General features: G+C 66.0%; 15 protein-coding genes. 2 read left to right on the forward strand and 13 right to left on the reverse strand.

Translation table 11 applies throughout. From position 1 onward, the window contains the following. Both VFP86_21200 and VFP86_21205 read right to left on the reverse strand, forming a co-directional pair. On the reverse strand, window positions 1-289 hold a 289-nt coding region (locus VFP86_21200), incomplete at its 3' end, for a twin-arginine translocation signal domain-containing protein (GenBank protein ID HET9002167.1). Window positions 290-392: 103 nt separating this feature from the next. Beyond that, complete coding sequence (locus VFP86_21205) at window positions 393-1,478, reverse strand: membrane dipeptidase (GenBank protein ID HET9002168.1); 1,086 nt, start codon at window positions 1,476-1,478, stop codon at window positions 393-395. A 140-nt stretch (window positions 1,479-1,618) separates the two neighbouring features. Between VFP86_21205 and VFP86_21210 the strand changes: the two genes are divergently transcribed. Beyond that, entirely contained in the window at window positions 1,619-1,795 is a 177-nt protein-coding gene (locus VFP86_21210) for a hypothetical protein (protein ID HET9002169.1), read from the forward strand. A gap of 30 nt (window positions 1,796-1,825) precedes the next feature. Here the strand turns inward: VFP86_21210 and VFP86_21215 are convergent, their stop codons facing one another. Continuing rightward, window positions 1,826-2,353: a type VI secretion system tube protein Hcp gene (locus VFP86_21215; protein HET9002170.1), complete on the reverse strand. Its 528-nt coding sequence runs from the start codon at window positions 2,351-2,353 to the stop codon at window positions 1,826-1,828. 122 nt (window positions 2,354-2,475) lie between these two features. Further along, complete coding sequence (locus VFP86_21220; GenBank protein ID HET9002171.1) at window positions 2,476-3,732, reverse strand: MFS transporter; 1,257 nt, start codon at window positions 3,730-3,732, stop codon at window positions 2,476-2,478. A gap of 142 nt (window positions 3,733-3,874) precedes the next feature. On the opposite strand from VFP86_21220, the gene VFP86_21225 reads away from it, so the two are divergent. Beyond that, entirely contained in the window at window positions 3,875-4,519 is a 645-nt protein-coding gene (locus VFP86_21225; protein ID HET9002172.1) for a DUF4386 family protein, read from the forward strand. Between the two features lie 25 nt (window positions 4,520-4,544). Here the strand turns inward: VFP86_21225 and VFP86_21230 are convergent, their stop codons facing one another. From VFP86_21230 to VFP86_21270, 9 genes are all read right to left on the reverse strand, one after another. Further along, a complete protein-coding gene (locus VFP86_21230) occupies window positions 4,545-5,657 on the reverse strand; it encodes an LLM class flavin-dependent oxidoreductase (GenBank protein HET9002173.1) in 1,113 nt (370 codons plus the stop codon). 12 nt (window positions 5,658-5,669) lie between these two features. Beyond that, complete coding sequence (locus tag VFP86_21235) at window positions 5,670-6,425, reverse strand: SDR family oxidoreductase (GenBank protein ID HET9002174.1); 756 nt, start codon at window positions 6,423-6,425, stop codon at window positions 5,670-5,672. Window positions 6,426-6,451: 26 nt separating this feature from the next. After that, window positions 6,452-7,624: an FAD-dependent monooxygenase gene (locus VFP86_21240; protein ID HET9002175.1), complete on the reverse strand. Its 1,173-nt coding sequence runs from the start codon at window positions 7,622-7,624 to the stop codon at window positions 6,452-6,454. 37 nt (window positions 7,625-7,661) lie between these two features. Further along, a complete protein-coding gene (locus VFP86_21245; GenBank protein ID HET9002176.1) occupies window positions 7,662-8,744 on the reverse strand; it encodes a cupin domain-containing protein in 1,083 nt (360 codons plus the stop codon). Window positions 8,745-8,778: 34 nt separating this feature from the next. Beyond that, window positions 8,779-8,994 carry a hypothetical protein gene (locus VFP86_21250; GenBank protein ID HET9002177.1) on the reverse strand — a complete coding sequence of 72 codons (216 nt, stop codon included), beginning with the start codon at window positions 8,992-8,994 and terminating at the stop codon, window positions 8,779-8,781. Then, window positions 8,987-10,168 carry a TRC40/GET3/ArsA family transport-energizing ATPase gene (locus VFP86_21255; GenBank protein HET9002178.1) on the reverse strand — a complete coding sequence of 394 codons (1,182 nt, stop codon included), beginning with the start codon at window positions 10,166-10,168 and terminating at the stop codon, window positions 8,987-8,989. The genes VFP86_21250 and VFP86_21255 overlap by 8 nt, the downstream gene beginning before the upstream one ends. Window positions 10,169-10,252: 84 nt before the next feature. Then, window positions 10,253-11,146, reverse strand: coding sequence for an ABC transporter permease (locus VFP86_21260; protein ID HET9002179.1), 894 nt, complete (start codon window positions 11,144-11,146; stop codon window positions 10,253-10,255). Window positions 11,147-11,151: 5 nt separating this feature from the next. After that, entirely contained in the window at window positions 11,152-12,093 is a 942-nt protein-coding gene (locus VFP86_21265; protein ID HET9002180.1) for an ABC transporter permease, read from the reverse strand. 1 nt (window position 12,094) lies between these two features. Next, on the reverse strand, window positions 12,095-13,254 hold a 1,160-nt coding region (locus VFP86_21270; protein HET9002181.1), incomplete at its 5' end, for an ABC transporter substrate-binding protein.

A 13,254-nucleotide genomic window follows, 5' to 3' on the forward strand; every position in this document is an offset into this window, starting at 1 on the left:
ACGACGACACGAGAGATGGCTGAACCCGCCAGTTGGCATCGAACGCGAACAGCGTTTCGTAGATCGGGAGCGTGATCGCGACGGTCAGGTCGGCCGTCGTGGCCATCGCGTCCAGCGTGAGGGGCTCGCCGATCTCGGCAATCCTGAGCGTCCCGCCGCGGCGAAGCGGCGCCGCGGCAACCGCCGGTACCCACCGCGATGCGGCCGCGCCGATGCCTGCCGCGGCGACCGTGCCGAGGAACTTCCGACGGGTGACCTGTCTCCTGCGCGCTTCTCCGTCCGTGGCCATCGTTGGCGCACCCCCCCGACCGTCAGAGTCTGAACCACCCCGCTCTGAGTACGTGGGCGCGGCATTCCATTCGCCGCGGCTCCCTTCCTGCTTGCCGGCGGTCCTACGCAGCGCCCCAGGCACGTTTGAGAAAGCTGGTCCAGTTGCCGTGCATGATCGCCGCCACGTCTCCGTGGTGGTACCCTCGCTGGGCGAGCAATGTTCCGACCTTCTGAAGATCGGCGATGGTATCCAGATCGTGCGCGAACCCTTCGCGGCCAACCCCGCCGTCGAGGTCGCTCCCGATCCCGACGTGCCGGCTCGCTCCGGCAATCTGGCAGATGTGATCCATGTGCGCGACTATATCCGCGAGGCTGACGCTCTCGTTGCTATCCCCGTTTCGCCACCCGGGTTTGAGCTGCCAGCACCCCGGGACCACCCCGATGACGCCGTCTCGTTCGGTGATGGCACGAATCTGCTTGTCGGAAAGCTGCCGCTGATGAGGATTGAGGGCGCGGCAGTTGTTGTGGCTCGCGTGGACCGGGCCATCATACCGAGCAAGCGCCTCCCAGAACGCCTGATCCGAACAATGTGTGAGGTCCAGGATGATCCCCACGCGGGCCATCTCGGACAGGAGAGGAGCGCCGAGCTCGGTCAACCCGAGCTCGCTGCCCGTTCCTCCCGCGTATCGTCCCGGCCCGAAATGCGCAGGTCCAATCAGGCGGAGGCCGCCTTCCCACCAATCGCGCAGCTCCGCCGGCTCGAGGACGGGGTCCGCGCTCTCCATGCTGATGACGAAGCCCAGGGGCGGCGGTGCACCGGACTCCTCGCCGGGATACCGGGCGTCCCACGCTGCCCATTCCGCCATATGTGCGTCGAGCTGTGCCGTGTTCCGAATGAGGCGGACGTGGCCTTGGCGTTCTAAGGCGTGGTAGTAGGCCAGCTGTCCTTTCGCGATGCCGTGCGCCTGCGCCGGCGTCGGAAAATCCATATGCGGTTCAGGATGTCCGGTCGACCGTGCGAGCACCGTGGCGAAACTCAGGGCAATTCTCCCCCGGCGCATCTCCGGGAAGGCAACCGTGCCCTGTGCGCGTCCCTTGCCCGAAGTGGATTGCTCTTGCGCACGGATTGTGTAGGCTGAGCTGAGAAGGTCGCGGTTCCCCTGAAGCGCGTTCAGCGAGAGATCGAGATGGCTGTCGACGATGAGCATGAGACGATCCCTCCATAGAAGAAGCCGCGAGAAGAAGCCGCAGCGGCTTCACAAAAAGCTCCGGTGTGACGCAGGTCATAGCGCCGCCGGCTTCGATGGGCTAAGTTCAAAGGAGAAAGCCAAGCAAAGGGGTGAAGAAGATGCGAGCGACCCTGACCGTGTTGATCCTGGTGGCAGCCATTGCCTTTTCCGCAGCGAAGGCATTTGCCTGCAGCGGCGCCACAGACACCCACGCATTTTTCGTCCCGTTTTTCTTCGGCGACGGCTTTGACAACACCACCTGCGCCAGTACGCTGCGCGCAACAGGATGTCACTGAGAGCGCGACGCCGAGTCGGGGGGGCACACGCTATTTCGGGATGGTCATCCACCGCTCGAGGGGCACGGGTTGGCCATCCGCGCCCCCCGGTTCTAGCTTTTCCCGATCGAACACGAAGGTCACTTCCTCCAGTTCGCGCGTTCCCTTGTCCGGCATCCTGTGAATGGACGCCACGGTGGCGTTACTGAGCCGGAGCGTCTTGTAGACCTGGTCTCCCTTTCCGGCGGTTGCACGGACAAACTCAAACTTGACTTCTCTCAGCACTTCATTGGTGTTCATCGCGCGAAAGAGCGCGGGAGATGCCGGTCCCCATTCCTTTGTGACCACGATCTCCTCATGCCGGCGCTTCCCGGCGGCCTGCCCGGTGGCAATATTCCCTGAGGAAGTGGGCTCGTAACTGAACTTCAGGCAAGGGATGCGCTGGCTGGGGAATGTTCCCGGCTTCGTGCCGGTGATCGTCATGTAGACTTCGTATGCGGCTTGGGCCGACCCAGCCACCAGGGCGAGGCAGCAGGTGAGAACCAGGGCAACAAAGACGTGCCGGCTCGTCGAATGCATCGTCCCCTCCCGGTATCCGCCACCAAGAGCCCGCGGATTTCGAAGGCACGTGGCGGAGTGTGGAACCCGCTTCGCGACAGACCCCCCACGGCCCTCTCCATATGCCGTCCATCAGCGGGACGTCAGATCGTGCGCGCCGGCCGGCGGAGGTGCCTGGTTACGTTTGCCATGATGGGGACGGTTCCGAGGAGGGTGGCGCCCCCGAGGAAGAACGCCGTCTCGACCCCCGACGCCGTGGTCACCAGCCCGAACACGATCGGGCTGATAATCGCTCCTATGCGCTGCACGCCTTGACGCATCCCGAACGCCACTCCCCAGAACTCCGCGCCGATCGATTCCACCATCAGGCTCATGGTCAGCGGCTGGGTGAAGCCGAGGCTCGTCCCCATCAGCCCCGACGTCAAGATGAGCGGCCAGAACTGCCGGAGCAGCGGTATGATCCCGAGCGTGACCGCCAGGATGGCCGTCGCGCCAACGAGCAGGGATGCGTAGCCGAACCACTCCACCCCCCGCGACAGGAACGAACGAACAATCATCGAGCCGAGGCTGATCGTGGCGATGATGATCCCGATCAGGGTCGGGGATAGGCCTACCTTGTGCAGGTAGAGTGGATAGAACGACTGCTGCAGCGTCTGCCCGCACACCACCATGAACGAGATGAAGAGAATGGCGCTGACCCCCCGCTCGCGCAGGATCTCGCCGGCGAGCCTGTGGGCCATCGCGAACGACACGGCGCGCCGGGGGGCCGCGGGCACGCCGCGGAGCGACCCGGCGATCGCAAACGAGGGGATCATCAGGAGCCACACCAGCGCGAACGCCGGCCGGTAGCCGAAGTGGCCGGTGATGGCGCCTCCGAGCACGGGGCCGATGACGGCTCCGGCCGAGTTCCAGAGGGAATAGTACCCGTAGTTCCGGACCCGCGTGGCCGGGGTGCTGGCCGCGGCGACCACCGCCTGTGAGGCCACCGCAAACCCGATGTTGGCGATCCCCATGAGCGCGTACGCGAGGGCCACCGGCCATACCGCATGCAGCGCCGTCAGAATCACGCCGGCAGTCGCGTACAGAAGCACCGATCCTTTCGTGATGAGGGCGGGGCCGCGCTCATCCACCAGCGCGCCGGCGTGGAGAGAGATCAGCAGGGGCACGACGCCGGAGAAACCGATGATCCCTCCGATGACGCCGACCGGCGCCCCCTGGGAGGCCAGGTACAGGGGGATGAACGGCGCGGCGACATACCACGCGGCGGTGGATATGATCTGCAACGCGTTGTTCAGCCAGAGGAGCGATCCCGGATCCGCGGCGGGTGGCGCGGCGCTCGCCCGGGCGGGGGGAACGCCGGTGCCGGGAGCGAGCTCGCTTTGAGATCCCGAGTTAACCATCAATCGCCCGGAGGTAACAGTTCACGCACCCCTGGCGGTTCTCCGACATCGCCGGGAGCACCTTCGCTTCAGCAACGATAGGACCCCGAGAGGCGGCCAGCGAACCCAAGAGCCGCGCACTACACGGCATAGGGGGTGGTACATGGACAGAGTCCAACGCAACGGGGGGACCTCAGGCATTATCACCGCTATCTGTCTTGCCCTCCTGTTCGTGCTGTTTATCTCCAGCGGTCTGGATCCTCAAGCGGCACAAGATCCCGCTAAAGCGCTTCCGATTATCGCACAGAAACCGGGCCTCTTTGGTGCGATCGGCGTCCTCGGGGCGCTGGCCTCGGGCTTCGGGCTTGTCTTTACGATCGGGCTCTTTGCCCGTCTGAGAGACCGCGCGCCGACACGAGCCGCCGCCGCCCTCGGCCTTGCGTTTGTGGGCCTGACCGCTCACGCGCTGGGGGCGTCGCTCCTCTCCCAGGGAGGACAGTTTCTCGTCGGCGTCTCCACAAAAGACCAGACGGCGGCCGGCCACGCGTGGATCGCGGTGACCGCGGTCGCCCAGGCCCTGAACGGACTCGGGAACGCCTTCACCGGCGCCTCCATTCTCGTTGCGGGATGGGCGGTCGTCGCGACGGGGGCGATGAGCACGGTCTTAGGCTGGATTGCGGTGGTCGGCGGCGTCGTGCAGCTCTTGCAATACTTCACCGCCGCGCCGCCCCTGATGGGCATTGGGTTCCTGCTGGCGATTGTCTGGCTTGCCTGGGCCGGCATCGAGCTGCGGCGTTCGCCGGCGTGATGCCGGCCGCGGGGGCGTCTCGGCGTCACGCTGGGAGGGTGGCGTCCGCGTGCTTCTGAAACCGCGGGATCACGTCCCTCGCCAGAAGCTCCATCGACCGACGCCAGAGCTTCGGTTGGTCCCAATCGTGCCCGGTCACGAGCAGCGTCCCGAAGTGGCCGGCTTCATCGCGCAGCGCGACCAATTGATCGAGCACGCGGCTGGGGCTCCCCGCAATGACCTGAGCGCGTTTGATCACATCGACGGTCGCCGCCCCATCGGTCATGTCGGGATCGGGCTTGAGCATGAACAGCGCCTTACGCGCCACGCTGAAATTGTGCCGGAAGAAGCTGTAGTAATACGATAGCGCGTTGTTCGAATCTGCAAGGTACTCTTCAGCCTCCGCGTTCGTCTCGGTGACGAGGACGCAACGCGCCACGCGCCATATGCTCGGGTCGGGATCTCGTCCGACCTGTTCGCATCCTTCAGCGTAGCGCTCCCACTGGCCCCGGAGATACCGTTGGTTGAAGAAGTTGCCGGAGATCGGAATCCACCCCCGCGCGCCGGCGGTTTTGGCGCTGGGGGAATTGGGCGTCACGATCGACAGCGCGATCGGCGGGTGCGGGAGTTGATACGGCCGTGGGACCCATCCGACCTTGAACCCCGGCCAGACGTTGTCCGTGAGCGAAAGTTTCCAGAACCGCCCGGGCAGTTGATAGGGCGGGTCCTGCGCCCAGAGCTTCAGCACCATGTCAATCGATTCGAGCAGCATCTCCGGGCGCACCTCGGAGGGAGGGAGGTTGAACATCTCCATGTCGCTCCCCAACCCCCCCGGGCCGATGCCCATGATGAAGCGTCCACGGCAGAGGTGGTCGAACATGGCGGTTTCTGCTGCGACGATGAGGGGGTGCGTTTGTGGAAGATTGAGGACCCCCGAACCGAAGCGAATCTTCTGCGTGCGGTCAATCACCGTCGAGAGGAACATGAGGGGAGAGCTGATACACTCGCTCCACGACGTGTAATGCTCCCCGACGAAGACCTCGGAGAAATCAAGCGTGTCGGCGAGGACGATGGCCTCCCGATCCTCCTCGAGAGCGGTGGTGTAGTCCCGGCTCGGGTGGTGAAACGGCATCATGAACAAACCGAGCTTGATGCTCACGGCGACCTCCTCTCACCCCCGTCCGATGAACGGCATCTTGGTCGCCATCACGGTCAAGAACTGCACGTTCGCGTCCAACGGCAGGCTCGCCATGTACACTACCGCGCGGGCCACGTACTCGGGGTCCATCCTCGGTTCGACGCGGACCGACCCGTCGGCCTGCACCACGCCCTCCACCATTCGCGCCGTCATCTCCGTCGCCGCGTTGCCGATGTCGATCTGGCCGCAGGCGATGTCGTACTTTCGGCCATCGAGCGAGGCCGACTTGGTGAGGCCGGTGATCGCATGCTTCGTCGCCGTATACGGCGCGGAGTTGGGCCGCGGGCTGTGCGCGGAAATGGAGCCGTTGTTGATGATGCGGCCGCCGCGGGGCTCCTGCTGCTTCATCAGCCGGAACGCTTCCTGGGTGCAGAGGAAGGTCCCCGTGAGGTTGGTCTCGACGACCGCCTTCCACTGGTCGTACGTCAGGTCCTCGAGTGGGAGGGGAGGCGCGCCGATCCCGGCGTTGTTGAACAGGAGGTCGAGCCGGCCGAAGGCCTCCTTCGTCCTGGCGAACAGGCGTTTCACCGACGAGGGGTCGGCCACGTCGGTGGGCACGGCCAGGGTGACCGACTCCGATCCCCCCGCCCGGATCGTGATGTCCAATGGCTCCTCGCGGCGGCCGGCAAGGACGACCGAGTACCCCTCCTGCAGCAGAGCCAGTGCCACGGCCCTGCCGACGCCCGTTCCGGCACCGGTCACGATCGCCACCTTGTTCGGTAATCCCATCTGCCAGACTCCTTCCTCTGCGAATGCTATCGGACGGATCCTTCGTCCGCGAGCCTCCCCTGGACGGCAAGGCGGGCCGCCGTGTGCGCCTCGTAGGCGGCCACGAACTTCGGCGACCGCTCCTGCAGGCGGCCGTGGTTGATCGCGCCGCTCCGCATCATGTAATCGTAGGCAAAGGGAATGGGATCCAGATGTAACTTCTCGCGCATGCGCTCATACCAAATGAAGCTGTGCGCCGCGACCTTGAGGAGCTTCTCGACCACCGGCCGTCTGGCCCGCTCGAACTCCCCCAGTGCCGTTCCGATATCCGTGTTCGCGGCCAGCGCCTGAGCGAGGGCGATGGCGTCTTCGAGCCCCATCCTCGTTCCCGAGCCGATGGAAAAATGGATGGTGCGGAGGGCGTCGCCGATCAGCGCGACATTGTCGCAGCTCCAGCGTTCGTTGGTCACGACCTTGAAATTGAGCCATATCGACTTGTTCGTAAGCAGCGGATGGCCGCCCAGATCGTCCCTGAAGGCCTCCTCGCAGTACCGGCGGCTGTCCTCCTCCGACATCACCGCCAGTCCCGCGTTGGCCCACGTTTCCGCATCACACTCCACGATGAAGGTGCTCGCGGTTTCACTATGCCGGTAGTGGTGCGCGACGAACGCGCCGTGGCGATTTTCCCGAAACGTCAGCGTGAGACAGTCGAACAGCTGATGCGTCCCGTACCACACGTACTTGTTAGACAGGATCTGAATGGCGGGGTGAAACCGCTGCCGGAGGGTCTCGCGCACGACGCTGTTCGCGCCGTCCGCCCCCACGATCAGGTCGCAATCCTGGAACGGCCCGAGATCGGTGACGCGAGTGTCAAACCGGAGCTCGACGCCGCGGCGCCGGCACTGCTCCTGGAGAATGCGCAACAGGTCGATCCTAGCGATCCCCGAAAACCCGAGACCGTCGATCCGCACCTTTTGGCCCTTCTGGACGATCGCCTGATCGTCCCAGGTTTGCAGACTCGATTCGATGTGACGGTAGGAGGGATGGTCGGCGGCTTCGAGATATGCCAGCGCTCGGTCCGAAAATACCACCCCCCATCCGTATGTCGCGCCGGCGGGGTTCTGCTCCACGACGCGGATGTCGTGGGCCGGGTTCTGCGTCTTCATCAAGAGCGCGAAATACAGCCCGGCCGGCCCCCCGCCCAGGATCCCGATCTTCACGACGAAAATGCTCCGGCGATATGAGCAGACGGCGGGGCTACGACGCGGCGAAGCGACCGTCGATGTCTTGTACGCGCGGCAGGGTTTCCTGCCGGTAGAGATGCAGCGCCTGGAGGACCGGGCGATCGCTGATGGCGAACAGGTCGGCGATCTCGTCTGACTCGTGGTCCACCGCCGCCCAGGAGGGGGTCACGAAGACGTCACCCGGCGCCCACTCGAAGAGCCGGCCGCTGATCACCGTCCGGCCGGTGCCCCTGAAGACGACGTAGATCGAGCTGCCGGTCTTTCGCCGTGTGGTGGTGCGCCCACCAGGGTAGACGCGGTGCATCTCGCAGGCGAACGTGGCGACGGCTGGGGCGCCGGTCAGCGGGTTGACGTACTCCAGGCTTGCCGTCGACCCACCACGGGCCCGGTGCAGGGCTTCCAGCGCACGGTCTGTCTCCTCCCACCGGTACCGCAGCAGCGGTGAGTGCGCCGCCGGCGACGCCGCCCCGATCTCGCGCAGGCCCACGCCGGTGAAGGTCTGCTCGGAGCGATTGTGGCCGTCGACCGGTTGCAAACGGTCCGGGTGGTTCTCGAAGAAGATCGACTCCAGCGTGGTGACGAGCGGCAGGTCGAGGCCGTCGAACCAGACCATCGGTTCCTCCCCGCCGTTGTTGTGGTCGTGCCAGTTCCAGATCGGGGTGAGGATCAGGTCACCGGGTTCCATGTGGACGGCGTCCCCGTTCACAGTGGTGTAGACGCCCGACCCGGTCATGACGAAGCGGATCGCCGAGGGTGAGTGCCGATGGGCGGGTGCCGACTCCCGCGGGCCGAGGTACTGGATGGCTCCCCACAGCGTGCTGCTCGTGAAGGGCAGCCCGCCGAGCCCCGGGTTCGCGAAGGCGAGCACGCGCCGGTCGCCGCCGCGCTCGAGGGTGACGATCTCGCCCGCCCGCTTTGCCAGCGGGAGGATGTCGCCCCACTTCCAGAGCCATGGCTGGGTGGTCGGAAGCGGGACCTCCGGCATCAGCTGCTTGGCGATCTTCCAGAGCGGTTTCAGGTCGCGCGCCGCAAGCGCCCCGCAGAACTCATCGTACCCGACCTCAACGGTATGCGCGGTGCTGATGTCGATCGTCATCGTTGACCTCGGGATCGCCAGTTTGGGTGCCGCGCTACTGAACCCGCACCCGACGCGGTCGCCGGGGCCGGCCGGGCGTTTCCGCCTGTGCGATCGCGTGATCGAGCATCGCGCGAATCGCCAGGAGCACTTCCTTTCCCGCGCTTTGGAGATGCGTCCGCACAACCGGCGGGATCGCCTCGTCCATCGAGAACCAGAACCATTCCTCGAGCTCCGACGCCCGTTTGAGTGGGCGCACACGACTAGCCATCTGCCGTCGCCTCCTTCCCAAAGGTGATCAACAGCCGCTCGCCGTCAAGGCGAGCTTCGTCCGCCTGGAGCCCGGCGAGCGCCCGAGGGAGGGAGAGGTTTCGTTTGTAGGCGCCCACGCGGACCATCAGTTCGTCCCCCTTCTGGGAAATATCGACCTTCCCCCGCTCCGTGAACGGGGTCGCGATGGACAGGATGTAGCGCTTGCCCTTGCGCTCCACCTTCTGGAGGATCCCCGTGTACAGGCGATCCGCGGGCTCATGGCCGGCGTAGAGGATCCGGGCCGCATCCAACAATCGGTGGCGGCCGACGATTTCCTGCTCCGCGAGCGGAAGCTCCAGGATGGGGAGCGGCGCGAAGGCCTCGTGGACCATCTCCCGGTATCGCCGTTGGGCCTGTGCCCAGGTCTGCAGGAACTGCCCGTCGACCGTCTGGGGCAGCGCCCGGTTAATCACCACCGCGTCCGTCGCGTATCCGAACAAGCTGAAGTAGGTGTACGCGCGTTGAGTCTCTTTGATCACGATCTTCTCTAAGTTGACGACCAGCCGGATCGATGTCGTGGCCGGGTCGGCCAGCAGCCCCCGCATTTCACCCACGTTCAGGATGAGATCCCGCACGGCCGTGAACACGTCATCGGTCGGAAGGGGGATGTCGACGAACGGTTGGACCACCGGACGGGCCACCCGCGTCACAGCTCGGTGAATTGGGAAGAGCTTTTCGAGCCACCATCGAGCCATCTCGGGGAAGCTCAAGAGCTGCATCGTCTCGCCGGTGGGCGCGCAATCCACGATGACGACATCGAACCGGTCTTCTCGCGCCACGGCCGTCAACTGCATTAGGCTGGCGATCTCCTCCATGCCGGGGAGGTTCGCCAGTTCATCGGCCACCACGTCGTCCAGTCCCCGGGCGCGGAGCACCGAGCTGATGTACCGTCGGAGCACACCCCAGTACTTCTCCAATTGATAGAGGGCGTCGACCTCCTGCCCCCACAGGTTCGTCGCGATTCGGCGCACTTCGCGTCCGATCGGGACCTCCAATGCGTCGCTCAGGCTGTGCGCCGTGTCGGTGCTGATGACGAGCGTGCGAAGGCCTTTCGCGGCGACCGCGAGCGCCGTCGCCGCGGAGACGGTGGTCTTGCCCACTCCGCCTTTGCCTGTGTACAGAATGATTCGCACGGACCGGTCTCCCCCACCTTTATCTTACACCGAGGGTGCGGGAGGGACCTCTGCGCCCGGACAGGCGATCGAGGGGCGCTGGGGCTACGATTGCGACGATTGGCGCAGCCGCGGATCGAGGGCGTCGCGAAGCCCGTCCCCGATGAGGTTGAACCCGAGCACCGTGAGCATGATGGCCGCGCCGGGGAACACGCCGACCCACCAGGCCGTGCGGAGAAACGCCCGCCCCTGGTTGATCATGCCTCCCCAGTCGGGGAGGGGCGGCTGCGCCCCGAAGCCGAGGAACGAGAGACCGGCCGCCGCCAGCATGGTCGTCCCGATGTCCAGTGAGGTCAGGACGATGATGGGCGCGATCACGTTTGGGATGACGTGGCGACCCATGATCCGCGGGTCCGAAGCCCCAAGGACCCGCGCGGCGTCCACGTACTCGAGCATACGCACGGAGAGCACCGAGCCTCTGACCAATCGGGCAAACCTCGGGATCTCATGGACCCCCACCGCGATCATCACCTGGGGGAGGCCCGGGCCCAGCGCGGCGATCACCGCCAGCGCGAGGAGGATGTCCGGAAACGCGAGGAGGATGTCCATCGCGCCCATCGCCGTTCGATCGAGCAGGGTCCCGTAGAAGCCCGCCAGCACCCCCACCGCGGTGCCGATTACCAGGCCGATGGTCACTGCGAGCGCGCCCACGAGGAGCGAGATTCGCGCCCCCCACACGATGCGGCCGAACTGGTCCCGGCCGAGCGTGTCGGTCCCCAGGGGGTGGGCGGTCGAGGGAGGGTGCAGCCGCTGCACGAGATCCTGTTGATCGTACCCCTGCGGGGCGAGCAGCGGCGCCGTGAGACTGACCAGCAGAAACCCTGCCGCGAGTACCGCCCCGAGGAGCACCAGCCGGCGGCGAAAGAGCCGCCGAAGGAACGCCGCGGGGCGCCGGCGTGTCACCCGGGAAGGCGCGCGGAGCGCTTGGGCGTGCGCCATGGGGCCTACGTGTACCGGATGCGCGGATCCACGAGCGCGTAGAGGAGATCGACGGCCAGGTTCACCGCGACGAACACGAGCGAGGTCGTCAGCATCGCGCCCTGCACCACCGGATAGTCGCGGGCCCCGATCGCGGTGACGATCAGGGCTCCGATCCCCGGCCACGCGAAGACCTGCTCGGTGATCACCGCGCCGCCGAGCAATCCTCCCAGGCGAAGCCCGACCACGGTGACCACAGGGATCATCGCATTGCGGAGCGCGTGCCGCGCGATCACGATCCGGTGGACGAGCCCCTTGGCGCGCGCGGTGCGGATGTAGTCCTGCCGGAGGACCTCTAAGAGGCTGCTGCGCGTCAGCCGGGCGATGATGGCGGCCGACGGGGCGCCGAGGGCGACGGCCGGCATGACCATCGATTTCAGCCCCTCGGAGGTCCAGATCGGGCCTGCGCGGCCGGACGCCGGGAGCCACCCGAGATAATAGGAGAACGCCAGCATCAAGAGGAGGCCCAACCAGAACGTTGGCGTGGAGATGCCGGCGAGCGCTCCCAGCGTGGCGCCGTAATCGTAGACCGTGTTCGGGCGAACCGCGGCGGCCACGCCCGCCCCCACGCCGATCCCAATCGAAAGGACCAGACTCGCCAGGGCAAGTTCGAACGTGTACGGGAATCGCGCACCGATCTCTGCCCGAACCGACTGGCCGGTGCGGATGGAACGGCCGAGGTCGCCTTGCAGGAGGCCGCCGAGGAACCGCGCGTACTGGACCAAGAATGGCTTGTCCAGTCCCAGGTGCCGGCGGATCAACTGGATGTCGGCGTCCGAGGCCTGCTCCCCGGCGATCAGTCGCGCCGGATCTCCGGGGCTCAGCCTGAGGATGAGAAACGCGAGCAGGGTTGCGCCGAGCAGCACCGGCAGCGCGGCGGCGAGCTTGCGGACGACGTACCCCCACATCTCACTTAAGCCAGGCGGCGGTGAAGTCCGAGCGGGCGGCCGTATGCACGTACCCCTGCAGCCGGGCGGTCGCGATCGCGACTTTGAGCTCGTTCGCGATCGGAATATACCAGACGTGCTGGTTGATGCCGGCGATCGCCTTCTCGTAGAGGAGCTTGCGGCGTCCCTCGGAGAAGGCGATAAGCCCTTCGCGCAGCGCCGCGTCGATCGCCGGGTCGCTGTGCTGCGCGTAGTTGGCCCGTCCCCCCGTCTCCGCGAGGGCGTCGAGGAATAGCGATGGCTCTCCGCTCGACTGGTTCCACCCGCCGAACGCGGCGTCGAACTTGCCGGCCCGGACCTCCGAGAGGTAGGCGGCCCATTCCAAGACCTTCACGCGGCAGTCGAACCCGACGGTATGCAGCCGGTTGCAGATCGCCTCAGACATCTCCTTGTCCATGAAGTACCGCCCGTTCGGGGAGTGAAGCGAGAACCGCAGGGGCTGGCCGGCCTTCTGGAGCACGCCGGCCGGGCCCGGCATCCACCCCGCCTGGGACAGCAGTTCCCGCGCGCGCGCCGGGTTGTACGCGTAGACCGGATAGCTCCCGGGCGACGGGTGGAAGGGGCTTTCGCGAGGGAGGATCGTGTCGGCGGGAGCCGCCATGCCGCTTGCCAGCGTGTTCACGATCTGCGGCACGTCAAGCGCGTAGGCCGCGGCCTGCCGCACCCGGCTGTCGTCGAATGGAAGATGGCTGTCGTTGAGCGAGATGTATCTCGCGCGATACGACGGCGCGCGATAGACGACAAAGCGCTTGTCCTTGGCAAGCCGGCCCATGTCGTCTCGATTGGCGCGCGTGATGTAGTGCACCCCGCCCGTTTCCAACTCGATCACTCCCGTGTTCGGATCCGAGATCGGGCGGATGATGATGCGGTCCAGCTTGGGCGCGGGCCCCCAATAGGTGGGGTTCCGCTCCAGCACCACCCGTTGCCCCTGCACCCACTGTCCCCACCGGTACGGCCCGGTCCCGACGGGATGGAAAGGGAAGTCCTTGCCGAGCGTCTCGAACGCCCGCTTGCTCGGAATGAACGCGCCGTTCGTGAGCATCACATAGTCCAGAAACGCGACATTGGGGTCTTTCAAGGTGAACGCAATGGTGGACTTGTCCAGTACGGCGATCTTTTGAA

This window comes from bacterium, assembly GCA_035703895.1.
Lineage (GTDB): Bacteria > Sysuimicrobiota > Sysuimicrobiia > Sysuimicrobiales > Segetimicrobiaceae > Segetimicrobium.